General features: G+C 38.9%; 28 protein-coding genes. 18 read left to right on the forward strand and 10 right to left on the reverse strand.

What is annotated here, in order from left to right; all coding sequences use genetic code 11:
- Positions 1–3 precede the first annotated feature (3 nt).
- The 5 genes from ACZ8ZH_RS06900 to ACZ8ZH_RS06920 all read left to right on the forward strand — a co-directional run bounded on the left by ACZ8ZH_RS06900 (position 4) and on the right by ACZ8ZH_RS06920 (position 2,687).
- The gene (locus ACZ8ZH_RS06900; RefSeq protein WP_119062841.1) at positions 4–390 is read left to right on the forward strand and encodes a hypothetical protein; all 387 of its coding nucleotides are present in this window, start codon (positions 4–6) and stop codon (positions 388–390) included.
- Positions 391–445: 55 nt separating this feature from the next.
- Positions 446–1,240: a glycoside hydrolase family 108 protein gene (locus ACZ8ZH_RS06905; protein WP_228199362.1), complete on the forward strand. Its 795-nt coding sequence runs from the start codon at positions 446–448 to the stop codon at positions 1,238–1,240.
- A 655-nt stretch (positions 1,241–1,895) separates the two neighbouring features.
- Positions 1,896–2,111, forward strand: a complete 216-nt coding sequence (locus ACZ8ZH_RS06910) for a cold-shock protein (protein ID WP_004693381.1) — start codon at positions 1,896–1,898, stop codon at positions 2,109–2,111.
- Positions 2,112–2,217: 106 nt separating this feature from the next.
- A complete protein-coding gene (locus tag ACZ8ZH_RS06915) occupies positions 2,218–2,445 on the forward strand; it encodes a hypothetical protein (protein ID WP_004693379.1) in 228 nt (75 codons plus the stop codon).
- A 44-nt stretch (positions 2,446–2,489) separates the two neighbouring features.
- Entirely contained in the window at positions 2,490–2,687 is a 198-nt protein-coding gene (locus ACZ8ZH_RS06920; RefSeq protein WP_119062840.1) for a hypothetical protein, read from the forward strand.
- A 690-nt stretch (positions 2,688–3,377) separates the two neighbouring features.
- Here the strand turns inward: ACZ8ZH_RS06920 and ACZ8ZH_RS06925 are convergent.
- Positions 3,378–3,647 (reverse strand): phage protein NinX family protein, encoded by a 270-nt coding sequence (locus ACZ8ZH_RS06925; protein ID WP_119062838.1) that lies wholly within the window; start codon positions 3,645–3,647, stop codon positions 3,378–3,380.
- A 431-nt stretch (positions 3,648–4,078) separates the two neighbouring features.
- Here ACZ8ZH_RS06925 and ACZ8ZH_RS06930 point away from each other — a divergent pair, with 431 nt between their 5' ends.
- The 7 genes from ACZ8ZH_RS06930 (at position 4,079) to ACZ8ZH_RS06960 (ending at position 9,801) form a co-directional block, all read left to right on the forward strand.
- On the forward strand, positions 4,079–4,282 hold the full coding sequence (locus tag ACZ8ZH_RS06930) for a hypothetical protein (protein WP_086207640.1): 204 nt from the start codon (positions 4,079–4,081) through the stop codon (positions 4,280–4,282).
- 144 nt (positions 4,283–4,426) lie between these two features.
- Complete coding sequence (locus ACZ8ZH_RS06935; RefSeq protein ID WP_086207639.1) at positions 4,427–4,861, forward strand: I78 family peptidase inhibitor; 435 nt, start codon at positions 4,427–4,429, stop codon at positions 4,859–4,861.
- Positions 4,862–4,968: 107 nt separating this feature from the next.
- Positions 4,969–5,328 carry a hypothetical protein gene (locus tag ACZ8ZH_RS06940; RefSeq protein WP_086207638.1) on the forward strand — a complete coding sequence of 120 codons (360 nt, stop codon included), beginning with the start codon at positions 4,969–4,971 and terminating at the stop codon, positions 5,326–5,328.
- A gap of 118 nt (positions 5,329–5,446) precedes the next feature.
- The gene (locus ACZ8ZH_RS06945) at positions 5,447–5,716 is read left to right on the forward strand and encodes a hypothetical protein (protein WP_470247891.1); all 270 of its coding nucleotides are present in this window, start codon (positions 5,447–5,449) and stop codon (positions 5,714–5,716) included.
- Positions 5,717–6,009: 293 nt separating this feature from the next.
- Positions 6,010–8,649: a bifunctional aconitate hydratase 2/2-methylisocitrate dehydratase gene (locus ACZ8ZH_RS06950; RefSeq protein WP_110974152.1), complete on the forward strand. Its 2,640-nt coding sequence runs from the start codon at positions 6,010–6,012 to the stop codon at positions 8,647–8,649.
- 97 nt (positions 8,650–8,746) lie between these two features.
- Entirely contained in the window at positions 8,747–9,454 is a 708-nt protein-coding gene (locus ACZ8ZH_RS06955) for a hypothetical protein (protein ID WP_119062837.1), read from the forward strand.
- Positions 9,455–9,579: 125 nt separating this feature from the next.
- A complete protein-coding gene (locus ACZ8ZH_RS06960; RefSeq protein ID WP_119062836.1) occupies positions 9,580–9,801 on the forward strand; it encodes a hypothetical protein in 222 nt (73 codons plus the stop codon).
- A 175-nt stretch (positions 9,802–9,976) separates the two neighbouring features.
- Here the strand turns inward: ACZ8ZH_RS06960 and ACZ8ZH_RS06965 are convergent, their stop codons facing one another.
- The 3 genes from ACZ8ZH_RS06965 to ACZ8ZH_RS06975 form a co-directional block, all read right to left on the reverse strand.
- Positions 9,977–10,462 carry an Lrp/AsnC family transcriptional regulator gene (locus ACZ8ZH_RS06965; RefSeq protein ID WP_119062835.1) on the reverse strand — a complete coding sequence of 162 codons (486 nt, stop codon included), beginning with the start codon at positions 10,460–10,462 and terminating at the stop codon, positions 9,977–9,979.
- A gap of 216 nt (positions 10,463–10,678) precedes the next feature.
- Complete coding sequence (locus ACZ8ZH_RS06970; RefSeq protein ID WP_119062834.1) at positions 10,679–12,043, reverse strand: amino acid permease; 1,365 nt, start codon at positions 12,041–12,043, stop codon at positions 10,679–10,681.
- A gap of 219 nt (positions 12,044–12,262) precedes the next feature.
- Complete coding sequence (locus ACZ8ZH_RS06975) at positions 12,263–13,120, reverse strand: alpha/beta hydrolase family protein (protein WP_086207632.1); 858 nt, start codon at positions 13,118–13,120, stop codon at positions 12,263–12,265.
- 123 nt (positions 13,121–13,243) lie between these two features.
- Between ACZ8ZH_RS06975 and ACZ8ZH_RS06980 the strand changes: the two genes are divergently transcribed.
- A complete protein-coding gene (locus ACZ8ZH_RS06980; RefSeq protein ID WP_086207631.1) occupies positions 13,244–13,702 on the forward strand; it encodes a hypothetical protein in 459 nt (152 codons plus the stop codon).
- 63 nt (positions 13,703–13,765) lie between these two features.
- On the opposite strand, the gene ACZ8ZH_RS06985 is transcribed toward ACZ8ZH_RS06980, so the two are convergent.
- Positions 13,766–14,002, reverse strand: coding sequence for a hypothetical protein (locus ACZ8ZH_RS06985; protein ID WP_086207630.1), 237 nt, complete (start codon positions 14,000–14,002; stop codon positions 13,766–13,768).
- Positions 14,003–14,495: 493 nt separating this feature from the next.
- Complete coding sequence (gene brnQ / locus ACZ8ZH_RS06990; RefSeq protein WP_110974147.1) at positions 14,496–15,782, reverse strand: branched-chain amino acid transport system II carrier protein; 1,287 nt, start codon at positions 15,780–15,782, stop codon at positions 14,496–14,498.
- 350 nt (positions 15,783–16,132) lie between these two features.
- Here brnQ and map point away from each other — a divergent pair, with 350 nt between their 5' ends.
- Positions 16,133–16,927, forward strand: a complete 795-nt coding sequence (map, locus tag ACZ8ZH_RS06995) for a type I methionyl aminopeptidase (RefSeq protein WP_119062833.1) — start codon at positions 16,133–16,135, stop codon at positions 16,925–16,927.
- Between the two features lie 306 nt (positions 16,928–17,233).
- On the opposite strand, the gene ACZ8ZH_RS07000 is transcribed toward map, so the two are convergent.
- Positions 17,234–18,142, reverse strand: coding sequence for a LysR substrate-binding domain-containing protein (locus tag ACZ8ZH_RS07000; RefSeq protein WP_119062832.1), 909 nt, complete (start codon positions 18,140–18,142; stop codon positions 17,234–17,236).
- Positions 18,143–18,252: 110 nt separating this feature from the next.
- Positions 18,253–18,687, reverse strand: coding sequence for a phosphohydrolase (locus tag ACZ8ZH_RS07005; protein WP_119062831.1), 435 nt, complete (start codon positions 18,685–18,687; stop codon positions 18,253–18,255).
- A 62-nt stretch (positions 18,688–18,749) separates the two neighbouring features.
- Here ACZ8ZH_RS07005 and ACZ8ZH_RS07010 point away from each other — a divergent pair, with 62 nt between their 5' ends.
- Positions 18,750–19,076: a hypothetical protein gene (locus ACZ8ZH_RS07010; RefSeq protein WP_086207625.1), complete on the forward strand. Its 327-nt coding sequence runs from the start codon at positions 18,750–18,752 to the stop codon at positions 19,074–19,076.
- A gap of 54 nt (positions 19,077–19,130) precedes the next feature.
- On the opposite strand, the gene glnG is transcribed toward ACZ8ZH_RS07010, so the two are convergent.
- Positions 19,131–20,612 (reverse strand): nitrogen regulation protein NR(I), encoded by a 1,482-nt coding sequence (gene glnG / locus ACZ8ZH_RS07015; protein WP_086207624.1) that lies wholly within the window; start codon positions 20,610–20,612, stop codon positions 19,131–19,133.
- Complete coding sequence (gene glnL / locus ACZ8ZH_RS07020) at positions 20,599–21,708, reverse strand: nitrogen regulation protein NR(II) (RefSeq protein WP_004696555.1); 1,110 nt, start codon at positions 21,706–21,708, stop codon at positions 20,599–20,601. Before glnL ends, glnG begins: the two co-directional genes overlap by 14 nt.
- Before the next feature lie 351 nt (positions 21,709–22,059).
- Between glnL and rimO the strand changes: the two genes are divergently transcribed.
- The 3 genes from rimO (at position 22,060) to frr (ending at position 24,809) form a co-directional block, all read left to right on the forward strand.
- On the forward strand, positions 22,060–23,403 hold the full coding sequence (rimO, locus tag ACZ8ZH_RS07025) for a 30S ribosomal protein S12 methylthiotransferase RimO (RefSeq protein ID WP_119062830.1): 1,344 nt from the start codon (positions 22,060–22,062) through the stop codon (positions 23,401–23,403).
- Between the two features lie 43 nt (positions 23,404–23,446).
- Positions 23,447–24,175, forward strand: coding sequence for a UMP kinase (pyrH, locus tag ACZ8ZH_RS07030; RefSeq protein WP_086207622.1), 729 nt, complete (start codon positions 23,447–23,449; stop codon positions 24,173–24,175).
- A 79-nt stretch (positions 24,176–24,254) separates the two neighbouring features.
- Complete coding sequence (frr, locus tag ACZ8ZH_RS07035) at positions 24,255–24,809, forward strand: ribosome recycling factor (protein ID WP_086207621.1); 555 nt, start codon at positions 24,255–24,257, stop codon at positions 24,807–24,809.
- Positions 24,810–24,812: the final 3 nt, after the last annotated feature.

A 24,812-nucleotide genomic window follows, 5' to 3' on the forward strand; every position in this document is an offset into this window, starting at 1 on the left:
TAAATGGAACCAGTGTCCACAAGTGGTTTTGCTGCGTTTTTAAAGTTCTACGGTGCAGCAATTATGGTTACTTTAGCAATAGCACTTGTTGCAACGGTTGTCATCATGATGCGTTTGCCTCGCTCGCCACAAGAGTGGGCAGTGGGTTTGATTTGTACGGTTGTATCTAGTCTGACTGGAGGCGCTTTTATTATCGTGAAATGGGGGCTGCATGAGTGGGTAACAGATATTTGGGGAATGATTGCTTTGGGTGGTTTCTTCTTTGTATGTGGTTTGCCGGGTTGGGCTGTGGTTCGGTGGACTTTTAACTTCATCAATAAACAAGAGGGGAAGACCATTATTGAGGTGGTTAAGGAGCTTAAGGAAGCCAGAGAAGATTTGAATAAATAACGTACCAACTATATGCCGCCTTAGGGCGGTTTTTTAATACCTGAAGGAAATTGAAATGAAACTTATTGAAAATTGGCAACAGGCTTGGAAACTCAAGTCAGTACAAGTGGGCGCAGCAAGTGCCTTTTTTTATGCCTTGATTTTATTATTAGAGCAGTTTTTAGGTGTGTGGAATGTAATCCCACAAGAGCTGAAAAATAAGATCCCAGAAAACATTGCTGAGTGGGTGGGGATGTTTGTTGGTGTGGCCATGGTACTTGCACGTTTGAAGAAACAGCCTGAAATTCATCCTGTACCAAAACTATTAGGCTTTGCCACGTTACCCACAAATTCCATTACATTTGATCAGGCCTTTCAGCGGTTGATTGGTCATGAAGGTGGTTACAGTGATGACAGACGTGATCCAGGTAACTGGACTGGTGGGAAAGTTGGTGTAGGTACGTTAAAAGGTACAAAGTATGGCTTAGCTGCTAACACCTATCCAAACCTTGATATTAAAAATCTCACATTAGCCCAAGCCAAAGAAATTTATAAAAAGGACTGGTGGGATAAGCTCGGTGCCAATGGACTACATTCGGCAATTGTTTTTCAGCTTTGGGATTTTGCAATTAATGCTGGGAAAAAACGAGCAATCATTGAGCTACAGCAAGTTGCTGGGGTGACTGCCGATGGGGTTATTGGTCCTAAAACTATTGCGGCTGTGAATGCGCTTGATCTGAATGATGTATTACTTAGTTTAACCGCTGAGCGATTGAAGTTTTATACATCACTTTCAACATGGCTAACATACGGAAAAGGTTGGACGAATCGTGTAGCAGATAACTTGAAATATGCTGCTCAGGATAATTAATCTTCTCTTGCTGTGCATCCTGCTTTCAGGCTGCATAGCGCATTCGATTTCGACAAAGGTACATGTCACTGTATGTGTACAGTGTGTGAATTGAGAAAGCTCTCAGGTGAGGGCTTTCTTATTAGCTTATCGTGAGAGAAATAAGAGTTCTATATTAATTTATTTATATGACTAATGTTTTTCAATTAAACATATGATTAATATTGAATTTAATTATTTTTCAATAGATGCAGTAATAAAGTTTGCAGGGTGGTAGGAGCTTTGTATATGGGAAAAAATCATCATTCCCGAAACTAAAAAAACTAGAATTGTTATTACAGCGTTATAAAATGGCATTCATTACTTATCAATATTACTGGGCTTCAGAGTAACAACATCTCACTGTATTTACAATAAAGGTTTAATTTTATTGTAAAAATTAAAAATTTATAAAATAAATAAATATATATATAAGAAAACTTGATTAAATTAATTTTTAGTGTATAGTTAACTTAACTAGAAAAAAGTCTTGTTTCGGTAAATCTTCTTTAAGTATCGCAGTTTTAGTCATAATCCTTCGTTTTTTCAGATTTTAAGTCTCAAAATTTATTATTTTCAAAGTTATAAACAGTCAATCAAATGACTCACAATTATTAAAAAATCAGTAGGATTTATTATGTCAAACTCGAATGTTGTTAAAGGTACTGTAAAATGGTTCAACGAAACTAAAGGTTTCGGTTTTATCCAGCAAGAATCAGGTCCAGATGTTTTTGCCCATTTTAGCGAAATTGCTAATTCAGGTTTCAAAACACTGTTTGAAGGCCAAATGGTTGAGTTTAGTGTAGCTCAAGGTCAAAAAGGACCAAATGCTGTAAATATTGTTGCTATCTAAGCAATAATTGACAGTAATAAAAAGCACTAAACAGTGCTTTTTATAAATTGAAAGTTAGTTTTAAAGTTTTTTCAAATCGAGAAAACCTCCAGAAATAGGATACAAATTGTTAAAAATAAACGATTTAATTGCAAAATCAAAAAATGGTACAGAAATTATAGTGTCGCTCATCCCTTTAAATAAAATACAAAATACTCGTAATGGGTTAAAAACTATAGAAGTGGGTAAGCGAATACTTCTTCAATCAGGTAAAGAAGTTGATTTGAACCTAGATGGAAGAACTTTTTATACGTCTTTAAATCAGATGTTTAAGTTAAATTATAAAGTAATTTAATCAAGTTATATAATTTCTAAATAATTTAAATTAAGGATCCATCTATGTTAAAAAAAGAAGTCACCGTAAAAGATCAATTTGGTACTGAATATAATATTCAAGCAACAGTTGATAAGTCTATTGTAGACCTACAAGATCACTCAAATTTAAAATATATTACTTTTGAAGGTGAGGATATTCGCCCTAGTTTTGAAATGTTTTTTCAGAGCCTTGAAAGTAGTAAGATTTTTAAGTTAATTTAATGGTTATGAACAAAGAAAATTTGAATTTTTTATTTGATTTGAAATATATGAAAGCTGTTTTTTACATTTTAAAATCATATATTTGGTTTTTTGTTTTATGTGTATCTATTATTTTAACTAGTATCATACACAATGATGTTGTTGATACTATTTTGACTATTTTAAACTTTTTTATTGTTTTTAGAATTATTTTTGTGCTGCATGTAAAAATTATAAAGTCCATCTTCGAAATTTGTAGCCCTTAAAAAGCTCTTATTTTCAAGCATCAATAGAATAATGAAACCATGACATATCACTCCCTCTGTCATGGTTTTTTGTTGCCTCTTCATAACTCATATACATGTTTGTTATTATATTTCACTTCCCAATTTTTAGAAGTTTGCACACATAGACTTATCCTTTCTAATTTTTATAACTAATGCTTAAATAGATCATGAACTTTTCTGGGGAAGAGTGGAACAAGCGTTTACAAGTAGTTAATACACAAAAAGAAATGAATAAAAAATACAATTTGGAGATTTCCTATAAGCACGAGGTTCTTTATCAACGCTACCTGACAGGTCAGATAGACCATGAAGAGTTCAAAGAAGAAGTAATGTCGTTAAATAAGTAAATAGATTTTAATAAAAGTGTTATTACATGAGCTATCTAGCCATTACTTCTTAATGGCTTTTTCAAATGATCAAAATGTCATTTGAAATCAGCTCCCAATTTCTTCTCGATGTAGCACTTCACCACAGCTTCAATTGCAGTATTACCAACTTGTTCAGCTTCTCGACTATCAGCACGAGGACCAACATAAAAAGCAGTCCATCTTGAATATGATCGCACTAAGCTAATTTTTTCTTTTTCGATTAGCTTTCCACAGAACTCCCAGTCGATCACTGACACTGACTTTACTTTCATTGCTTTAGAGAGAGCATAAGGAAGTTGGTTGGGTGTTAGATCTGATACTTTCATATTTAATAAGTTCCATCTATCAACCACAAAAATTACGATGACTATATATAGGTATAATCAAAACGAAAAAATGTAGACTGATATGTAGACTGTTGAGTTATAGATGTAGACTACTATATATAGTCATTGCAAAGTATAAGCTAAGTTCAATATCACTGTTTACAACTACTTATAGTTATTGATTGCCAAATACATTAAATGCCAAACAATAGTCACAGAACTGGAAGTTCTAACGCATCTATTTCCAGATAAGCCTACATTGATGTGGGCTTATCTTCGGTCAAATGGCGCATTATTTTTCAGAATAAATAGTCTTTGTGTAGATGAATAAAATCTATAAATAACAGACAGAAGATACTTAAAATCAATTAAGCCATATTAAAAGTAGGTGTATAGTAAATGGACTAGCTAAATTAAGAGTGAAGATCATAATGCCAATCAAATTTGTAATGCGTTTTGCTGCAATTCTATTTTCCGTTTTAATTTTGGTGGCACTTGCTATTCAATTTTTCTTTGATCCTCACTATACCGTGATTTTTTGGATTTTTTCCGTACCATTCATTTTAGGTACGCCAATTTTGGCTTCGGTCGTTTTAGCGAAAAATGAAGAGCTGGATATCCATTCAGTTAACTAAAACAGGCTTAACAAGGCAAGTTTTAAGTATAAGAAGTCCATCTTTTGATGGGCTTTTCTTTTTTGTTCAATATTTTGCAAAACTCGCACAGTTTCATTCGTGCTTATTTGCTATGTTGATCTTTTATTTAAAGAAATCCCCTTTATGAAAAAAACTGTAATGCTCGGATTGATTGTGGCAGCTTTGTCTGGTTGTAGTACTGCACAAAAGAATGAAGCAGAAAAGCCCAATATTGGTATGGCAAATCCTGCCAGTACTTTTTGTATTGAACAGGGTGGCAAATTAGAGACTCGAAAAGAAGCGAATGGTGAAGTGGGATATTGTCATTTGCCCAATGGTCAAGTTATTGAAGAGTGGGCACTGTTCCGTGCTAGCCAGAGCAAATGTGTCGCAGAGCAAGCGACAGCCTTGATTGGTCAGTCGAATTTAACGGAAGCGCAGATTAAGCAAAAAACCAGTGCGAAGATAGTGCGTTTAGTCCAACCTGGGCAGCCAGTCACGATGGATTATCGTGAAGACCGAGTGACAGTAACGGTTGATCCAAAGACCAATAAAGTAGTTCAAGCGAACTGCGGTTAATTTGCTCAGTCAAAAAGCCCAAATCTGGGCTTTTTCACATTTAAAGCAGGGGAATGGTTCTTCATTTTTAAAAGTTTGATTATGATAGGGCACATAGGAGAGTTGTAATGAAAAAGTTATTTGTTTTGGCTGCTGCCATTGCTTTGGTGGGTTGTGCAGAAAAAAAACCGTTAACGCCAGAAGAACAATGGCATGGCTATTGTAAAAGTGTAGGAAATGCAGCACGTTCGATTATGCTAGATCGTCAAAATGCAATTGAAAAAGACAAAGCAATTGAACATGCCAATAAGGTAGAAGATGCGACGACCAAAGCATTTATCTTAGATATTATTGAGCATGTATATGCTTTGCCTGAAGCGGACATTAAGAGCGATATTGAAGGGGCACGAGAAAAAGTTCGTGCAGCATACACTGAAAAATGTATAGCGACCCCTCATAAAGACATGCCAGATTACAAACCGTTCTAATGAACGGTTTTTTATTTTAAGTTGGTATTTTTTGTGACAAAACACTAAATCATATATATAGAAAAGCATATAAAAATAAAGAATAATGAAAAGAGAACAAAAACGAGAGGAGCAGAAAATGAAAGTTGTCGGCTATTTAAATCAAGCAGATTTACTCTTGGAAGATGAAAATGGCGTGGCCGTGATTGGTGGAGGGCACTATGTCCTTAGCTTGGGTGATCAGGTTTACTTTAAACAAGCCCTTGAACATGAACCTACACGGTTTTTGGTTCAAATTTCATTTGCCGGTTCGGCGCACCAAAACTTACATGACGACGAAATTCAGATGAAATTTGAAGGATGTCGGGAAAGTTTTAAGCAATATATTCAAGCCACAACAGTACACTAAGGTTGAATACTTATATTTGGAAAAAAAAGGCAACATGAGTTGCCTTTTTGTTTTTAAATACCAGTCCAAAGTTAATGTGTTAAAGACTGAGCAAATAGCAGTAAATGTGGTATTCATTGTGCAATCGGTATGAACATCATTTAGTTAGAAAATAATGGGCATCACGAAGAAACACGCTGCTTGCATTAACTTTTAACTGGAATTTTAGTAAAATTTAGCAGTCCATATTATTTATGTAGCTTTAATTAAAGCAGGAATACGTAAATAATTTTTTAAAAAAGAGGAATAACACCGTGCTAGAAGCTTACCGCCAACACGTTGCAGAACGTGCCGCACTCGGAGTCCCACCGAAGCCACTTGACGATGCTCAAACAGCTGCATTAGTTGAATTATTAAAAAACCCACCAGCTGGCGAAGAAGCATTTTTAGTTGATTTACTAGAAAACCGTGTTCCAGCGGGTGTTGACCAAGCTGCATACGTTAAAGCTGCATTCTTAGCTGCTTTGGCTAAAGGCGAAGCGACTTCACCATTAGTTTCTAAAGAACGTGCGGTTTACTTACTAGGCACTATGCTTGGTGGTTATAACGTTGCTCCTTTAGTTGCACTTCTTGATGATGCTGAACTTGCTGAATTAGCAGCTGAAGCACTCAAGAAAACGCTTCTTGTATTTGATGCGTTCCATGACGTTGCAGATAAAGCAAAAGCGGGTAACGCGAATGCGCAAGCGGTTATGCAATCTTGGGCTGATGCCGAATGGTTCACGACTCGTAAAGACGTTCCGACTGAAATCAAACTTACAGTTTTCAAAGTAACTGGCGAAACCAACACTGATGACTTGTCACCTGCACAAGACGCTTGGAGCCGTCCAGACATTCCATTGCACGCAAATGCAATGTTGAAAAACGTACGTGACGGTATTAACCCAGAAGTTCCTGGTGAAGTTGGTCCATTAAACCAAATCAAAGACTTGATCGCAAAAGGCAACCAAGTTGCATACGTTGGTGACGTTGTTGGTACAGGTTCATCTCGTAAATCTGCAACGAACTCTGTACTTTGGTTCTTCGGTGACGAAATTGCTCACATCCCGAACAAAAAAGACGGTGGTTACTGCTTAGGTTCTAAAATCGCTCCGATTTTCTTTAACACAATGGAAGATGCTGGCGCGTTGCCAATCGAAATTGATGTTGCAAACATGAACATGGGCGATGAAATCGTTCTTAACATTGATCATGCTGCTGCAAAAGTAACTGCAACTAAAGATGGTGCAGTCATTGCTGATGCTGAACTTAAAACTCCAGTACTTCTAGACGAAGTACGTGCAGGTGGTCGTATCAACCTAATCGTTGGTCGTGGCTTAACTGCTAAAGCACGTGAAGCTTTAGGCCTTGCTCCATCTACGTTATTCCGTACTCCAGTTCAACCTGCTGCTACTGGCAAAGGTTTCACTCAAGCACAGAAAATGGTTGGTCGCGCATGTGGTCTTCCTGAAGGTCAAGGCGTACTTCCAGGTACTTACTGTGAACCTAAGATGACAACTGTTGGTTCGCAAGATACCACTGGTCCAATGACTCGTGACGAATTGAAAGACTTAGCTTGCCTAGGCTTCTCTGCTGACCTCGTTATGCAATCTTTCTGTCACACAGCTGCATATCCAAAGCCAGTTGACGTTCAAATGCAACACTCGCTTCCTGATTTCATCATGAACCGTGGCGGTGTATCTCTACGTCCAGGTGACGGTATTATCCACTCTTGGTTAAACCGTATGCTTCTTCCAGATACCGTTGGTACTGGTGGTGACTCACATACACGTTTCCCAATTGGTATTTCATTCCCAGCGGGTTCTGGTCTTGTAGCATTCGCTGCTGCGACTGGTGTTATGCCACTAGATATGCCTGAATCTGTACTTGTTAAGTTCAAAGGTAAAATGCAACCTGGTATCACACTACGTGACCTTGTACATGCAATTCCTTACGTTGCGATTCAGCAAGGTGACTTAACTGTAGAGAAGAAAGGTAAGAAAAACATCTTCTCTGGCCGTATCCTTGAGATCGACTTAACAGAAATGGAAACTGACCTCACTGTTGAACAAGCATTCGAACTTTCTGATGCGTCTGCTGAACGTTCTGCTGCGGGTTGTTCTATTACACTTTCTGAAGAGAAAGTTGCTGAATACCTGAAATCAAACATCACAATGTTGAAGTGGATGATTTCTGAAGGTTATGGCGATGCGCGTACTATGGCTCGTCGTGTAGAGAACATGGAAAAATGGTTAGCGAACCCATCACTTCTTAAAGCTGATGCTGACGCTGAATACACGAAAGTGTATGAAATTGACCTTGCGACAATTACTGAACCAGTTCTTTGCTGCCCGAATGACCCAGATGATGCGAAATTGCTTTCTGACGTTCAAGGCGTGAAAATTGACGAAGTATTCGTTGGTTCATGTATGACTAACATCGGTCACTTCCGTGCAACTGGTAAGTTGTTGGAGAAAGTTCCTGGTGGCGTACTTTCAACTCGTTTGTGGATTGCTCCGCCTACGCGTATGGATGAGCGTCAATTGATGGAAGAAGGTTTCTACAATACTTATGGTAAAGCTGGCGCGCGTACTGAAATGCCAGGTTGTTCATTATGTATGGGTAACCAAGCGCGTGTAGCGCCGAACACAACTTGTGTATCGACTTCTACACGTAACTTCCCGAACCGTTTAGGTCAAGGTGCAAACGTTTACTTAGCGTCTGCTGAACTTGCATCTGTTGCTGCTGTACTTGGTAAATTACCAACTCCAGAAGAATACCAACAGTATGCAGCTCAGATTGATAGCATGTCTGCTGACATCTACCAATACTTAAGCTTCGACAAGATGACAGACTATACTAAACCTGCATCTGAGATTGATACGAAGAAAATTGCTGCTGCTCAGTTGACTTAATTCTTTGTTAATTAAGCAATAAGCGGTATAAGATAAGGGCTGAGTAATCAGCCCTTATTTTTATGACAATAATCTAAATTATAATAGAAAGGTATAAATGGAAAAATATATAGACCCTGTTTATCTAAATGCAAATCAAGGTGTATTGGCTTTACTTATATTTTTATTTGGATTGATAATTGCCTTTTTTAGTTGGATTTTAAAATATTTAAATAATAAACCTAAATTTTTAATTGATACGATTGAAGGGCCTACATTTGCTTGTACTTTTAAGACTGGTCGGATTTTTCATGGATATGAAGCTCATATTACAGCTGTAGTTCTTTATCTAAATCTTAAAAATGTTGGTAACTTGCCATCTAGTATTGAAAAAATACATATTGCGTATAAATGGAATATTATTCCATTTAGCTTTAATTGGGTTAAGTATCGCTTGGGATGGTTTTGGATAAATAATCAAACGATTGCTTTGGATGATTTTCAATGTGAAATTGGTGATAGAGTAAAAGTTTATCCATTTTTAACTCAACTAAATAATCTTGCTCCTAATAAAGTAGAAAAGTTTATAGAAGTAGGTAAGGGTACAAATGGAATTGTATATTTTGAACAGGCTGAGAGTTGGGGTGCAATGTCGCCTGTAGTAAAGAATCACAAAACTAAAATAAAGATTTGTATAGTAGATTCTTTCGGAAAAAAACATAGAAAGGTTGTGAATATTCCTATGTTGGAGTTAGATGAAGCACGCAAATATAATCCTTCATTTGGGATGACATATCAGACTTTAAGTAATGAAAAGCTTGGTTAGAATTATTTCTAAAGCATTAGTATCCAGAAATTTGAGTTTATGGAATCTATTAACTTTAGCTTTACAGATCAATCAATGCATCGTTTAATCCTTACATGTAAGTGCTTTAAAAAGTTGATGTATTAATGGCAAAGCAATCTCGATTCCTCTGTATTGGTGGTTTCCTCAATGGAACTCAAGTCAAAGACCAAGGCGGTAGTTTCGTCTGTGTCGAAAACGCTAAAAACGTGACTTATCGAAAAATGGAAATTTTCCATCAAGACGCATGGGACCATGACTACTATGTGTGTGAAACGACAACAGAGCAACAAGCTAGGAATTGGGTTTATGACATTGAGCCCAATTAATTTCGATTCATTTGGAAAAATCCAAAAAATAGAATACGACACACGGATGTTGTTAAATAATAGACATTAAAAAGCCCCATTTTTCAGGGGCTAGTCGTATAGCTCGCGCCATACTCATATAAGGCTCATCTCATACTAAGTATATTAAAGCATATTCCTTAAATATTTTCAGCTCTTATTCAATGAGGGTTAAATCTGCTTTGTTTTCAAGTTTTAATGGACGTAAGGCAAAAATAGACCGCGTATGACGCACACCTTTCATGGAGTATAAGTTCTTACGTAAAAAGCGTTCATAGTGTTCTGCATTTTTTACGGCGACTTTGAGTAAGTAGTCATAATCACCTGTGACTAAGTGTGCCTCAACGACTTCGGGCATATAGGCCAGTGCTTCACTAAATTGCTCCAAAATTTCATCATCATGGCGCTCAAGTGTAATTTCAATAAAAAACAATTCATTAATCCCAATCGCTTTGGGATTGATATTGGCAGTATAGCCTTCAATAATCTTTGCATTTTCAAGACGTTTAAGCCGTGTCCAACAAGGGGAGGAGGAAAGACCAACTTTTTCAGCTAACTGAGTCACAGTCAAACGCCCATCTTGACGAAGTTCTGACAAAATACGGCGGTCAATTTTATCTAAAACATGGTGATTGTCATTCATGTGCAATTCCTGCTAATAATTTTCTTTATAAATGGTTTTATGTGAAAATATTTCTCAAAAATACTTTGAAACAAGCAAATAATAGAGAAACTATTGAAGCGTCTTCTGATTACAATAAGCTTATTCAATCAAAGTCATTTGGGAGATTGGCTTTGATTTGTAAATAACACCATTTAAGGGAAGGGTGCCTTTACATGGTGTTATTTACGCACTTATTTACAGTATCTTCTGCTTCATTCGCTTTTGCTTAAACCAATAGGTAAGCGTTAAACATCCAATCCAGAGTGGGATCAATGCCACCGCAATACGCATATCAGGTGTCAGCCACATCACTACTAAAATCCCTAGCATAAATATAATGCAAATGTAATTACTTAACGGATACATCAGCACAGGGAATAAAGTCGGCTTTTTCAAAGCCAGCATGTGTTGCTTGAACTTTAAATGAGTCAGTGCCAACATCATCCAGTTAATTACAATCGCTGAAACCACAAGACTCATCAGCAACTTAAAGGCTTTTTCTGGAAAAATATAATTCAGTACCACACAGATCAATGTCACCAGTGCAGAGCATAAAATAGCAGCATAAGGGATGCCTCGCTGGTTAATCTTCTTTAAGAACTGTGGTGCATTGCCTTGCTCAGCAAGTCCCAAGAGCATGCGACTGGTGCCATAGCTGGTGCCGTTATATACCGAGATGGCTGCAGTTAAAACTACAAAGTTCAGTACAGTTGCAACGCCTTGACTGCCCAATGAGTCAAAGATCAAAACAAAAGGACTACCACCTTCTGCAATTTGATTCCATGGAAATAAGGAAAGCAGAACAATAATGGTTAGTACATAAAACAATAAAACACGATAGACAATTTGGTTTACGGCTTTAGGAATAGTTGTCGTTGGATTTTTGGTTTCTGCCGCAGCAATACCGACCAATTCAATTCCACCAAAAGAAAACATAATGATGGCCATTGCCATGATTAAGCCTGAAAGACCATTAGGAAAGAAACCGCCTAGAGCCCATAGGTTGGAAATGGAAGCAGTTTCGCCACCTTGCCCACTGGTAAGCAACCAAGCCCCATATCCAATCATGCCAATGATCGCGAGAATTTTAATCATGGAGAATAAAAATTCAGTTTCGCCAAAGACTTTGACATGCAGCAGGTTGATGGCATTGATCAGTACAAAGAAACCAAGTGCTGAAATCCACGTTGGAATTTCAGGCCACCAATATTGGACATAGAGGCCGATGGCACTTAGCTCTGCCATGCAGACTAAGACATTGAGCACCCAATAGTTCCAGCCCGACATAAAGCCTGCAAAAGGGCTCCAAAATTTATAGGCGAAATAGCTAAAAGAGCCACTCACTGGTTCCTCAACCACCATTTCACCTAATTGGCGCATCATAAAAAAGGCAATTAAACCTGCAAGTGCATAACCTAAAATGACAGAGGGACCCGCCAGTTTAATGGTTTGAGAAATGCCTAAAAATAGACCCGTACCGATAGAGCCACCTAAAGCAATCAACTGAATATGGCGGTTGCTCAGCCCATGATTAAGCTGACGTTGCTGTTGTGCAGACATGATTCATCCATCTCTAGAACATGCGATAGACATCACATGAACTATGACTTAATAAAAATTTGTGATGGAAATATAATATTTATTTATCAATTAATAAAACTAAATTTATCAATGCTTGTGGTTTTTAGTTAAATATAGCGCTTGCTGGTTAGAATTACACCAGTTCAGACATTGAGTGCTTGAACTGGTGTAATACGTGAGGTCGTGATTTATATGAGGTTAAGCCTGCAGTTGTGCTGCAATTTTGGGCCATAAGTTTTGGTGGGAACGTTTAAACATGGCCATGTGACCAATGCTTTTGTGCCCATAAGCCTGTGGTTTTAATTCAATATGTTCTGTTTGTGCATTGGGATAGAGGTTAAGCAGTCCTTTGACATTGGCCTGAGTGGCAATTTCATCATCCGATGCCCAAATTGAGGTAATGGCGCAACGAATTTGATGGTGGAAGTCCTCTTGGACTGTATTTCCTATGGCATTCATGACATAACCAGGTTTGCTACAAAACTGTGCCCATTCACGTGCCACATCTTTAGGCAAGTTTTCACCCATCCCGATGGCTTGAGTTGGGCCGTAGCCCAATGTATATCGAGCAATTGGGAAGATTAGCTTAAACATGACTGGAGCGAGTAGTTTGGTGCGGCCCTTTAAGTCTTTAACGTGTCCAGTAGAACCAGCAATAGCTACGACCTTTGCCACTTTTTTAAAGTTGGGATTAATACCTAAAAGTTGCCCACCTGCACTATGCCCGAGCAAGATCACTTGAGTTGCTTGGGTTTTATCTAATAGAGCATCTACTGCAGCAGGAATATCCAATTGTCCCCACTGTACAATACTCGCTTTTGACTGTTTAAGTGGTTCGTGCAGAGATTTCCCAATTCCACGGAAGTCAAAAACCAAAACAGCATAACCTTGTTCAGCAAGCCACGATGCAAAATGGTGGTAAAACTGTTGGGTAATGCCAGTTGCAGGGCAGATTAAAATAGGAAAGGTTTGCTGCGTAGCTTGGGCAGTATAAAAGCGTCCACTGAGTGAATAATGGTCGGAACAGGTGATGTTGAGCGTTTCGTAATTCTGCATGGTTGGCGTATAGATTTAAGTTGTTCATACTTTACTTGAGTTCCAAAAAGAAACTTGTCAAATCTATGACTTTAAAGTCAAGCGGATTTGTATAAAATGGATCGAAAATAAAAAGGAAAACACATGCAGTTTGTTGAATTAGAGATGTCAGTTAAATTCGCACTTTTATTCAGTGCAATTTTTCTATTTGTAGGCATGCTAACTGGGGTGTGGAAATATGCTCAAATTCGCCATTCGCCACAATTTCGCGCACATTATTATGTCGATATCGCACATCGTAGTAGTTTGCTATATGCACCTGCTAGCTTAATCATTGCCGTCATGGCGGTCATTTCAGTGTGGTCAGAGCCTGTAAATATGTTGTTTGTGGCAATTAATCTATTCTTTTTTAGCTTTTCGATACTGAGCTATATTGTGCATGGTGTATTACAAGATACCAATAACCAGTTTCGTAGTCCGCACATTTTAGGCAAATGGATTTTACCCAAATCCGTCATGGTGATGGCAATGATGGCTTTGGTTGTAGGGGAAATTGTGGCAACTTTTGGATTATTATGGGGTATGTTTTTAGGTTTATTTTAAGTTGTTATGATTTTTAGTCTTGGTACTTTTACAAAGGTGGATGACTGATCATCCACCTGTTTGCTAGTCAATTGACTGTGTGGCCTTTCGGAATTTTTGGTCGACAACTGCCCATAAGTAAAAGGCCAGTGAAACGACAATAGCATAAATAAAATATTCAGCTTTAAGGTTACCTTGAATTAAGCCATGCATGATCATAATAACCATCAGGGCAATGGTGGTACTTAAATACGTCACCATATTCTTGTTTGCCTTCAGAGCGCTAATGAAGACTTGCTTGTTGAAATGTAATGATAACATCTCCATCCCTCCTTGAGTTTTTGACTAAAAACCAATGTATTTAGTCGGGTTAGTTCATACTGTTGTACTGCTAAAATTTGAGTTGATCAAGAGCAAAACAAACTATTTTTCAGAAAAATTATGTTATACCAATCAAAATATAAGTATGTAGCATTTTTTTAGCGAATAAATAGTATTTCCGTACGGTATAAGATAGCAAATAAATGTTCTGCCTAAGCTTATATGCCCATTGTATAAAGCAATATTGATGCCATGAATGGCATGATAGGATGGGCTTTAACGGGTTTTTTGTTTTCTAATTCTAAATTTATAAGAGATATGAAGGGCTTGGTATACGACTTTAGCGGTGTATGGTTTATGTATAGAAATGTACAAAAACTGATGTGAGCTAAAATGAAACAATATATGTCCATTTGGATAAAATGTGACAAATATTGATCATAATTAAAATCAGGTTTGGGTAAAACAAGATTTTAATGACATCAGTTTGTGTTTACTTTTTCACTTTGTCGATCACAACTGCAATGATAAATACAATGAGTGATGGAATTAGCCATGCAAGATTTTGTTCCGCAAGTGGCAGGTGAGTGAGGGCATAAGGAAGTTCAAAGTTGGCCACTTTTAAACCATCAAGAATACCAAAGACTAATGAAATAGCTGTAACTGGTGCAATTACACGTCTAGGATGGTTAAAGTATTTCCAGCCAAAGCTCAGCATAATCACCACAATCGCTGGTGGATAGATTGCACTTAAAACAGGCACAGAAAAGGCAATCAGTTTGGTTAAACCTAAATTGGAAATAACAAAAGAGAAGCCAATCAGGATGAAGACCCAAGTTTTGTACCCAATTTTAGAAATTGAGCTGAAATATTCGGCACATGCGCAGGTTAGACCAATCGCAGTAACCATACACGCAATGAAAATCATACCTGACAGGAAAAATGAACCTAAGTCACCAAATGCATGTTGAACATATGCATGCAGGATCACTGCACCATTGCTCGCATTTGCTGCGACTTCGTGACTTCCGAGGCCAAGTTTGAATAAGCTTAGATAAACTAAAGTTAAGCCAATACCAGAGATAATACTTGCAATCACTGCATAACGTGTAATTAGCTTAGGGTTGCTGACCCCACGTGAACGAATGGCTTGAATAATTACAATACCAAAAACCAGTGCACCTAAAGTATCCATGGTCAGGTAACCATTGACAAAACCTTCAGAAACAGGGCTATCAATATAGTTGTTAATGGCTGGTGGAACAAAACCTGTTGGAATCACCATTGCGGCGATACCTAAGGTGGCTAAAGATAAGATCTTTAACGGAGAAAGTACATAACCAACCGTATCTAAAATCTTGTTTGGATACAGTGCAATGAGAGTGACGACACTAAAGTAAATTGCACTATAGATCAGCAAGCTGCTACTTGATGTTCCAAGATAAGATGAAAAACCTATTTCATAGGAAACGGTTGCTGTGCGTGGTGTTGCAAACAGTGGTCCGACAGTTAAGTAACATGTAATGGTTAAAATGAGACTGGCTATTTTACCCAATGGCGAACTTAAAATCTGAATCGAACCCTCGACACGAGATAGCGCAATAATAGTGATGACAGGTAAGCCTACAGCGGTGATTAGAAAACCAAACGCTGCTAGCCAAACATGTTCACCCGCTTGTTGAGCCACAATCGGTGGAAAGATAATGTTGCCCGCACCAATGAAGAGTGCGAAAGTCATAAAACCCAAAGCAACAATATCCCGAGTACGGAGACTTGTCATAAAAGGGAGATCGAGTTGAACAAAGGGGACGATTTTAGTGCATAAGTGTATTTTTGGCTAATTTATTTCATGGGTAGTATTAAATTTTTTTATAAGATGAAAAGTGAATATATCAACACGTAAAAAATGGGTTGATATATGTGTTTGATTATCCATTTTAAAATAGAAAAATTATAAATATTAAAAGCTTGGGTTTTAATATTTTGATCATCCAATATTGTAGTTTGAGTGGCTTAAAACTATACAAATTATTTTCAATATGAGGCTTTACTATCGTAAGACGATTTAAGTTTGAACAAAAACAATGTGAAAAGGACTATACTTGCGACTTCATAATTGAGGGTATTTCAATGCGTGGCTTAAATGTGAGCATAAAAACTGAACAAGATGTAGAAAAACTGCGTATATCTGGTCGTTTGGCTGCCGAAGTTTTAGCGATGATTGGTGAGCATGTGAAGCCAGGCGTTACGACGGAATATCTAGATGATATTTGTCATGACTTCATTGTAAATACTCTAAAAGTAACGCCTGCCAATATTGGTTATCACGGTTATACCAAGACTACCTGTATTTCACCAAATGAAGTGGTCTGTCACGGCATCCCATCGCCGAATGTTGTATTGAAAGATGGCGATATTATTAATATTGATGTGGCGATTATTAAAGATGGCTACTTTGGTGACACTAGTCGTATGTATTACGTAGGTACAGTAAAGCCAGCAGCTAAAAAGCTAGTCGATACGACTTATGAGGCGATGGTTGCAGGTATTCATGCTGTGAAGCAAGGTGCCACTTTGGGTGATATTGGTTATGCCATCCAGACAGTTGCGCACCGTGGAGGCTATAGTGTGGTACGTGAATATTGTGGTCATGGTATCGGTAAGGTGTATCACGAACAGCCAAGCGTATTGCACTATGGTCAACCGGGTAAAGGAATGCAACTTAAAGCGGGCATGGTGTTTACCATTGAACCGATGATTAATATGGGTAAAGCACATGTCAAAGAACTTAAGGATGGTTGGACCGTTGTTACAGCAGATCACTCTTTGACTGCGCAGTGGGAGCATATGGTACTCGTGACTGAAACAGGTTTTGAGTTGCTGTCTCCTTGGCCTGAAGGCACGGGCAGTTATCCAGAAATTTAACTTGATGTTTTGTGTGCGGTTAAATTTTAGACTTTGGTCTAGCTTTGTGGTCTAAAAGCTAAATTAAGTCTTAAAAGCAATAACTGATATTTCTAAGCCCCTTTATTTGTCGTATCTTTGATGCTTTTTGATTAAAACTTATACATGTAAGCTATTGGTCTGGGCTTTATGTTTTCACTAAAATAGTTTCCAAGATACTCGCTGTAGTTTCTTATTTTTGAAAGTTTATGAGCTTATCCACCTCGGTTAAGCTCTTTTTTTCCAAAAATATTTATTTTTTAGGCATTGAGTCTATATTGGCTTGGTTTAAAGGGACTTATTTGAACTCAATTGATCAATTAAATAATCAATAAACACACGTACAGCAGGCAGTAAACCACGACGTGAAGGATATACTGCATGAAAAATACCATGCGGTGCTTTCCAGTCGGGCAGGACACGAACCAGCTCACCACTTTTTACCATATCTTGTACGATGCTGTCTGGAAGTAAGGCAATACCGCAGTTTTTACGGACCAGTTGCGCCAACATGCTCAAATCAGAGCCCATCACTACAGGGTTTACACGTATTTTCTTTTGTTGCTGTGCATCATTATGTACGATGATGTGTTGATCTAAATGCTCATCGACCATACTCAAAATATGATGCTGGCTTAAATCTTCGGGTTGTTTCAGTTCGCCAAATTCATTCAAATACGCTTGGCTGGCAAATAAATGCTGTTCGATGTTCTCAAATTTGCGAATCACTAAACTTGGATCATCATCTAAGTTAGAGCGGACACGAAGGGCAATATCAAAACCTTCATTGATAATGTCAACTCGGCGATTGGTCACCATCATTTGTACTTTGATTTCAGGGTAGGCTTTTAAGAATCCTGGAAGAATGCGTGCAATTTCATTTTGTGCAATTGAGACAGGTAGGCTGAGTTTGATCACACCACGGGGTTGTAAGCTGAGATGATCGACCAAGTCGTGTGCGGCTTGTGCAGCATTCATCATCACTTGTGCATGACGGTAAATGTTCATCCCGATATCGGTCACTGCGAAATGTCGAGAACTGCGTTGAATGAGACGGACCCCTAAGCACTCTTCAAGATTATACACGCGTCGACTGAGCTTGGATTTGGGAATGTCTGTTGCGCGTTCTGCTGCACTAAACCCGCCATGTTCAACCACTTGAGCAAAACAATAAAAATCATCTAAATCGCTTAACATTCACCATGTCCATTTGTGCAACGATGTGCTTAATTAAAAAGTGATCGTTGCGATTTGTCAATTTTGAAATTGTAGAGATTCAATTAAAAAGACTTAATTATTCAAGATGTTTAACTGTGTTTTTTTGCTTGTTCGAGTATCTCAAGTACCATTTTATATTCCTCAAAACGTGCAAAGTCGCGAGATGTTGGATTGTTTATGCGCGCAAGGTTCATATTGTCTAGCACATCAACATATTTGACTTGGGTTGCAAGAGGGTTTAATACAGTGCGTTTGGCTGCTTCCAAACGGGATTCGCCTGTTTGTTTGGTGAGGGCTTGTATGGCTTGAATAATTTCGGTACTGAAGCCAAGCTCTTTTAAGTCTTCAGCAGTCGTTGCGGTATCTTCCAAAATGTCATGCAACACAGCAATGATTTGTAGGGTGGGATTGGAAAATTGCAACATGAGGCGTAGTGGATGCAGGATGTAAGGTTGTCCAGCCTTATCGAGCTGTCCTGCATGTTGAGTTGTAGCCAATACAATGGCATTTTCCAAAGTCGACATGATTGTTCTAGGCACTTTATCCTATGCTAAACTTCGCAGCATCTTTGTTTAAAAACTAAATTATGACTTACCAATTGATCTCATTAGACTGTGAAGCGACAGATCCTGTAGCGTGTCCACACTGCCAACAACAGGTGATTGATTGGTCACAAGAACAGTATGTTCAGCCCTGTGAACATACCTTATTTATTGCAATGGATATTGGCTTTGAATATATCACAGATGAGTTTGAAGTGACTATGCAGCGCAGTGTTGATGATCTCCATGCACATGATGATCAAGTCATTATGTTTGAAGAGTTAACGCAAGCCAGTTACCCGAAATTTATTATATTAAAAGCACCACTTGGTGTCGAAGGTTATTCACGCTATTTAGGCTTCACGGCTTAAACAATAAAAGCGCCATTGTGGCGCTTTTATTTTGAGTCAGTTATGAAGCTGCTTTTAGTTTTCTAAAGCTTCTTCTTCACTTTCATCATCTGCGGTATCCATACCGAGTTCTTTGAGTTTGCGGGTGAGAGTGTTACGCCCCCAACCGAGTAACTCAGCCGCATGCCGTTTACGGCCACGGGTTTGTTGTAGCGCAGCAATGATTAAAGTGCGTTCGAACATCGGGGTGGCGATATCGAGAATTTTCATCTCGCCATTTTTTAGCTTCTGTACAGCCCATTGACCCAATAACTCATCCCAATGATGCACTGCAATACGGTCTAGATTATGTGCGGACTGCGCATCTTCACCTGAGCGTGTAATTGGAATTTGCTTCAGTTCTGATGGTAGATCTTCAGGATAGACTTCACGTCCTGTAATCATGACTGTTAGCCAGCGACAGGTGTTCTCGAGTTGACGTACGTTGCCTTGCCAAGGTAACTGTTGCATATATTCTTGCGTTTCTGGGCGAAGGATTTTAGGGCTTACACCTAATTCTTTGCCCGCACGTGCCAAGAAGTGCTGTGCCAACATAGGGATGTCTTCGCTACGATGTGCCAGTTTTGGAATGTGAATACGAATCACGTTCAGACGATGATATAAGTCTTCACGGAAGCGGCCATCATGTACCAGTTTTTCTAAGTCTTGGTGTGTTGCTGCGACAATACGGACATCTACTTTTACTGGAATATGACCACCGACACGGTAAAACTCGCCATCAGCCAGTACCCGCAGTAAACGCGTTTGCGTTTCAAAAGGCATATCGCCAATTTCATCTAAAAACAGCGTTCCGCCATTGGCTTGTTCAAAGCGACCTTGTCGTTGTGTATTTGCTCCTGTAAATGCACCTTTTTCATGACCAAAAAGTTCTGTTTCAATCAGGTCTTTTGGAATCGCGGCCATGTTGAGCGCAATGAAAGGTTTGCTGCTACGTGGTGAGTGACGGTGTAAAGCATGCGCAACCAACTCTTTACCTGTACCAGATTCACCATTAATCAGCACGGTAATGTGTGACTGAGACAAACGACCAATCGCACGGAAAACTTCCTGCATGGCAGGAGACTCGCCAATGATCTCGGTCGATTGAATCGGTTGTACCGTTTTTGCTGATTCTTGCTGCTGCATTTTAGTGATGTGCAAAATCGCACGATTCACTAAAGCCAAGGCTTCATCAATATCAAAAGGCTTAGGTAAATATTCAAATGCGCCTGTTTGATAACTTGAAACAGCAGACTCTAGGTCGGAGTGAGCCGTCATAATAATGACAGGTAGGTCAGGATAGTTAGCTTTAACTTTCGCTAAAAAAGTTAAGCCATCAATGCCGGGCATACGAATATCAGTCAAAATCACATCGGGTGCATCTAAACTGAGTTGGTCTAAAGCGGATTGAGCTTCTTCAAAGCTTGTGACGTCAAAACCTTCTTCTTTGAACGTTTTTTCCAGCACCCAGCGCATGGCGCGATCGTCATCAATTACCCATATTTTATTTCGCGACATGGTTTAACTCCCAAGGTATATATAAGCTAAAAGTTGTTTTTCCGGGAACAGATTGGCATTCAATCATTCCGTTATGTTGATGCATAATATTTTGCGCAATACTTAAACCCAGTCCTGTGCCTTTAGCACGACCCGTGACCAGTGGGTAAAACACGGATTCTAAAATTTCTTCTGGAACGCCTGGACCATTGTCTTCGATATCAATCCGTACCACGGAGCGTTGCAGTACACCATTGATGGTCACTAAACGTTGAATACGGGTGCGTAACATGAGTTCAGGTTGGTGGTCGACAAAGAACTCTTTATTTTCAGTCATGGCTTGCACTGCATTGACGCTAATGTTCAACATGACTTGGATTAGTTGATCACGATCGGCCATCACTTCAGGTAATGACAAATCATAATCACGGGTGATCTTAATTTTCTTTTTGGTTTGGTTGGTAATGAGTGAACGAACACGCTCTAAGGGTTCATGTACATTCACCAACTCATAACTTGGGAGCTGACGAGAACCAAGCATGGTGTCTGCTAAATTACGTAAGCGATCGACTTCACTAATAATAATATCAGTGAACTCGCTGTATTGCGGATCATTGAGACTACGTGCTAACAGTTGTGTAGCACCACGAATCCCGCCCAGAGGGTTTTTAATTTCATGTGCAACACCGCGAATGAGTTGGCGTGCGACTTGATGTTGTTGTAGGAAATTTTCTTCCTTGGAAATTTTGAGCATCCGATCAATCGGATTGATCTCAATTAAAAGTAAAGGGTGATAGGGTTTATTTGAATTCAGCTGTGACACTGTATAGTCAACATGAATATCTTTAAAGTTAACCTTTATAATGGCTTCACGACGGGTGTAGTGTTGTCCCGAGTTTAAAGTATTGAGAAGTGCTTCTTCTGTATTGAACTCATCATTGGGCGCATGGAGTAAATTAAGCGCAGGTTGGCCAGAGGCACGTAAAAGACTGATATCAAATAATGCTTCGCAAGAGGAATTTAAGTAAAAAATATTTAATTTACTGTCGACCAATAAAATCGCAGTGGTCAAATTGTCCACTAAAAGTCGGTAGTCGATAGAAATAGGGTGATCCATTAGCGAATGTATCCTGTATTAAAATAGCGCAATGGCATCTTGATAAAGCATTAAGCGTTCCAAATAGCGGACTGAATTGATGCAAATTAAGCAAAATGCACGCCAACTTTGATTTTGTATAGTGGAATGAGCACACTTTTTTTGCGGAATGCGCTGTAAATGAACGATTGGCTTAAGATATAGCGGATTCTAAAAATCAAGTAAACCGAAAGTGGTTTAAAATGGTGCGTTATTTAAATTTTACTACACTATTGGCTTTATTTTAGTGCATTGCACAAAGAGTATGGAATCGACCTATTTTTATAAACAGAAAAGACATACAATACGCGCATTCTAGTGGAGCGCAGATTCATGAAATCCCCCAAAGTCGGTTTTGTTTCTTTAGGTTGTCCTAAGGCATTGGTTGATTCCGAACGAATTTTAACTCAGTTGAAGACTGAAGGCTATGATGTGGCATCAGATTATGATGGTGCGGATTTAGTCGTTGTAAATACCTGTGGTTTTATTGAATCTGCAGTGCAAGAGTCTTTAGATGCCATTGGCGAAGCCATGAGTGCGAACGGTCGTGTAATCGTTACGGGCTGCCTAGGCAAAGACGAAGACAAAATTCGCCAAATGCACCCAAATGTCTTAAAAGTGACAGGGGCAGCAGCATATCAAGAAGTGATGGAAGCTGTGCACCAATACGTGCCTGAGCCACCAAAACACAACCCATTTATTGACCTTGTTCCAGAACAAGGGATTCGTTTAACCCCAAAGCATTATGCGTACTTAAAAATCTCAGAAGGGTGTAACCATCGTTGTACCTTCTGCATTATTCCAAGCATGCGTGGTGACTTAGTGTCTCGCCCAGTCGGTTCTGTTTTAGAGGAAGCGGCTGCGCTGAAACGTGCGGGTGTTAGAGAAGTACTCGTTATCTCCCAAGATACTTCTGCTTACGGCCTCGATACCAAATACAAATTAGACTTCTGGAATGGTCAACCTGTTAAGACAAAGTTCTATGACATGTGTGAGGCCTTAGGTCAACTGGGTATTTGGGTACGTTTACACTATGTCTATCCATATCCACATGTGGATGCAGTGATTGACTTGATGGCACAAGGCAAAATTTTGCCTTATTTGGATATTCCATTCCAACATGCAAGTCCAAAAGTTTTAAAACTAATGAAACGACCTGCACATAGTGAAAATACCCTTGAGCGTTTAAAGTTATGGCGTGAAAAATGTCCTGACTTGGTGATTCGTTCAACCTTTGTTGTGGGTTTCCCAGGCGAAACTGAAGAAGATTTTGAAATCTTACTTGAGTGGTTAAAAGAAGCACAACTGGATCGCGTAGGCTGCTTTACCTATTCACCTGTTGAAGGTGCAACAGCAAACGACTTGCCAGATCATGTGCCTGAAGAAATTAAGCAACAGCGTTATGAACGCTTTATGGAAGTGCAACAGGCGATTTCTGCTGCAAAACTTCAAAAGCGTGTTGGTCAGAAAATGACAGTGCTGGTCGATGAACTGGACGAAGAGTTCCCAGTTGCAATTGCACGCTCATACGCAGATGCTCCTGAAATTGATGGCAATGTATTTGTGGAAGACATTGATAAAAGCCAGATTAAATCAGGTGATTTGTTAGAAGTCGAAATTACCGATGCAGATGAATATGATCTGTATGCACAATTGATTTCGATTAAATTGAATTAAGACACAAATAAAATTTTAAAATTTAGATATTGGAGTTATTGCGATGTTGGATTCTAAAAAACCACGTTTTGAGCGCATCTTGCTGAAACTTTCTGGTGAAGCATTGGCTGGAAATAAAGATATGGGGATCGACGCACAAGTGCTTGATCAGATGTCTTTGTCGATTGCTCACTTAGTTGGTTTGGGTGTGCAGGTCGGAATCGTTGTGGGTGGTGGTAACCTGTATCGTGGTAGTCAATTACAGAAAGATGGTTTGGTTGGTCGTGTAACGGGTGACCAAATGGGTATGCTTGCAACCGTGATGAATGGTTTGGCTCTACGCGATGCTTTGGTACGTCGTAACATCAAAACCCGTTTAATGTCAGCACTTCCAATTGGTGCAGTGGTTGAATCATATTCAAGCCGTGATGCAATTCGCCACCTGACCCAAGGTGAAGTATGTGTGTTTGTAGCAGGTACAGGTAATCCATTCTTTACTACAGATACAGCAGCATGTTTACGTGGTATTGAGATCGAAGCAGACCTTATCTTGAAAGCAACGAAAGTTGACGGTGTCTACAACAAAGACCCAAGTAAATACGATGATGCAGTGAAATATGACAGTCTGACATTTGATCAAGTGCTAGATGAAAAATTGGGTGTGATGGATTTAACAGCGATTTGCTTATGCCGTGACCACAATGTACCGCTTCAAGTCTTTGATATGAATAAAGCAGGTTCACTGCTTTCAGTGGTTATGGGTGAAAAAGAGGGTACTCACGTAACGAACTAATGTACGTGACCTTGAAAGCTCTCTATACTACACACTATTTTAGAATTTATATCTTTTCGAATTAAGTAAGGAAGATCACATGATTAACGATCTTAAAAAAGACGCAGAAGACCGTATGAACAAGTCACTTGACTCGTTAGAGCATGGTTTTGCTAAGGTTCGTACAGGCCGTGCGCATCCATCTATCTTAAACGGTGTAATGGTTCCTTACTATGGCTCTGACGTGCCATTAAACCAAGTGGCAAACGTGGGTGTTGAAGACTCACGTACACTGTTGGTTCAGCCATTTGAACGCACAATGGTTGCAGCAATTGATAAAGCGATTCGTGAATCAGACTTGGGTTTAAACCCAATTACAGCTGATGCGATTCGTGTTCCTATGGCGGCGTTGACTGAAGAAACGCGTCGTGACATGCAGAAAGTTGCACGTAACGAAGCAGAAAATGCAAAAGTTGCAATTCGTAATATTCGCCGTGATGTACTGGGTGATATCAAAGCATTATTGAAAGAAAAAGAAATTTCTGAAGATGATGAGCGCCGTGCATCTGATGATATTCAAAAAATCACAGATAAGTTTGTTGCAGAAGTGGACAAACGTCTTGCGACTAAAGAAGCTGAGTTGTTGAAGGTCTAAACT

This window comes from Acinetobacter sp. SW-226, from assembly GCF_055632855.1.

Excerpts from the sequence above, each read along its gene's own strand:
- ACZ8ZH_RS06900 (WP_119062841.1), top strand. The coding sequence starts at position 4 with ATGGAACCAGTGTCCACAAGTGGTTTTGCTGCGTTTTTAAAGTTCTAC.
- ACZ8ZH_RS06905 (WP_228199362.1), top strand. The coding sequence starts at position 446 with ATGAAACTTATTGAAAATTGGCAACAGGCTTGGAAACTCAAGTCAGTA.
- ACZ8ZH_RS06910 (WP_004693381.1), top strand. The coding sequence starts at position 1,896 with ATGTCAAACTCGAATGTTGTTAAAGGTACTGTAAAATGGTTCAACGAA.
- ACZ8ZH_RS06920 (WP_119062840.1), top strand. The coding sequence starts at position 2,490 with ATGTTAAAAAAAGAAGTCACCGTAAAAGATCAATTTGGTACTGAATAT.
- ACZ8ZH_RS06925 (WP_119062838.1), bottom strand. The coding sequence starts at position 3,647 with ATGAAAGTATCAGATCTAACACCCAACCAACTTCCTTATGCTCTCTCT.
- ACZ8ZH_RS06930 (WP_086207640.1), top strand. The coding sequence starts at position 4,079 with ATGCCAATCAAATTTGTAATGCGTTTTGCTGCAATTCTATTTTCCGTT.
- ACZ8ZH_RS06935 (WP_086207639.1), top strand. The coding sequence starts at position 4,427 with ATGAAAAAAACTGTAATGCTCGGATTGATTGTGGCAGCTTTGTCTGGT.
- ACZ8ZH_RS06940 (WP_086207638.1), top strand. The coding sequence starts at position 4,969 with ATGAAAAAGTTATTTGTTTTGGCTGCTGCCATTGCTTTGGTGGGTTGT.
- ACZ8ZH_RS06945 (WP_470247891.1), top strand. The coding sequence starts at position 5,447 with ATGAAAGTTGTCGGCTATTTAAATCAAGCAGATTTACTCTTGGAAGAT.
- ACZ8ZH_RS06955 (WP_119062837.1), top strand. The coding sequence starts at position 8,747 with ATGGAAAAATATATAGACCCTGTTTATCTAAATGCAAATCAAGGTGTA.
- ACZ8ZH_RS06960 (WP_119062836.1), top strand. The coding sequence starts at position 9,580 with ATGGCAAAGCAATCTCGATTCCTCTGTATTGGTGGTTTCCTCAATGGA.
- ACZ8ZH_RS06965 (WP_119062835.1), bottom strand. The coding sequence starts at position 10,462 with ATGAATGACAATCACCATGTTTTAGATAAAATTGACCGCCGTATTTTG.
- ACZ8ZH_RS06970 (WP_119062834.1), bottom strand. The coding sequence starts at position 12,043 with ATGTCTGCACAACAGCAACGTCAGCTTAATCATGGGCTGAGCAACCGC.
- ACZ8ZH_RS06975 (WP_086207632.1), bottom strand. The coding sequence starts at position 13,120 with ATGCAGAATTACGAAACGCTCAACATCACCTGTTCCGACCATTATTCA.
- ACZ8ZH_RS06980 (WP_086207631.1), top strand. The coding sequence starts at position 13,244 with ATGCAGTTTGTTGAATTAGAGATGTCAGTTAAATTCGCACTTTTATTC.
- ACZ8ZH_RS06985 (WP_086207630.1), bottom strand. The coding sequence starts at position 14,002 with ATGTTATCATTACATTTCAACAAGCAAGTCTTCATTAGCGCTCTGAAG.
- brnQ (WP_110974147.1), bottom strand. The coding sequence starts at position 15,782 with ATGACAAGTCTCCGTACTCGGGATATTGTTGCTTTGGGTTTTATGACT.
- map (WP_119062833.1), top strand. The coding sequence starts at position 16,133 with ATGCGTGGCTTAAATGTGAGCATAAAAACTGAACAAGATGTAGAAAAA.
- ACZ8ZH_RS07000 (WP_119062832.1), bottom strand. The coding sequence starts at position 18,142 with ATGTTAAGCGATTTAGATGATTTTTATTGTTTTGCTCAAGTGGTTGAA.
- ACZ8ZH_RS07005 (WP_119062831.1), bottom strand. The coding sequence starts at position 18,687 with ATGTCGACTTTGGAAAATGCCATTGTATTGGCTACAACTCAACATGCA.
- ACZ8ZH_RS07010 (WP_086207625.1), top strand. The coding sequence starts at position 18,750 with ATGACTTACCAATTGATCTCATTAGACTGTGAAGCGACAGATCCTGTA.
- glnG (WP_086207624.1), bottom strand. The coding sequence starts at position 20,612 with ATGTCGCGAAATAAAATATGGGTAATTGATGACGATCGCGCCATGCGC.
- glnL (WP_004696555.1), bottom strand. The coding sequence starts at position 21,708 with ATGGATCACCCTATTTCTATCGACTACCGACTTTTAGTGGACAATTTG.
- rimO (WP_119062830.1), top strand. The coding sequence starts at position 22,060 with ATGAAATCCCCCAAAGTCGGTTTTGTTTCTTTAGGTTGTCCTAAGGCA.
- pyrH (WP_086207622.1), top strand. The coding sequence starts at position 23,447 with ATGTTGGATTCTAAAAAACCACGTTTTGAGCGCATCTTGCTGAAACTT.
- frr (WP_086207621.1), top strand. The coding sequence starts at position 24,255 with ATGATTAACGATCTTAAAAAAGACGCAGAAGACCGTATGAACAAGTCA.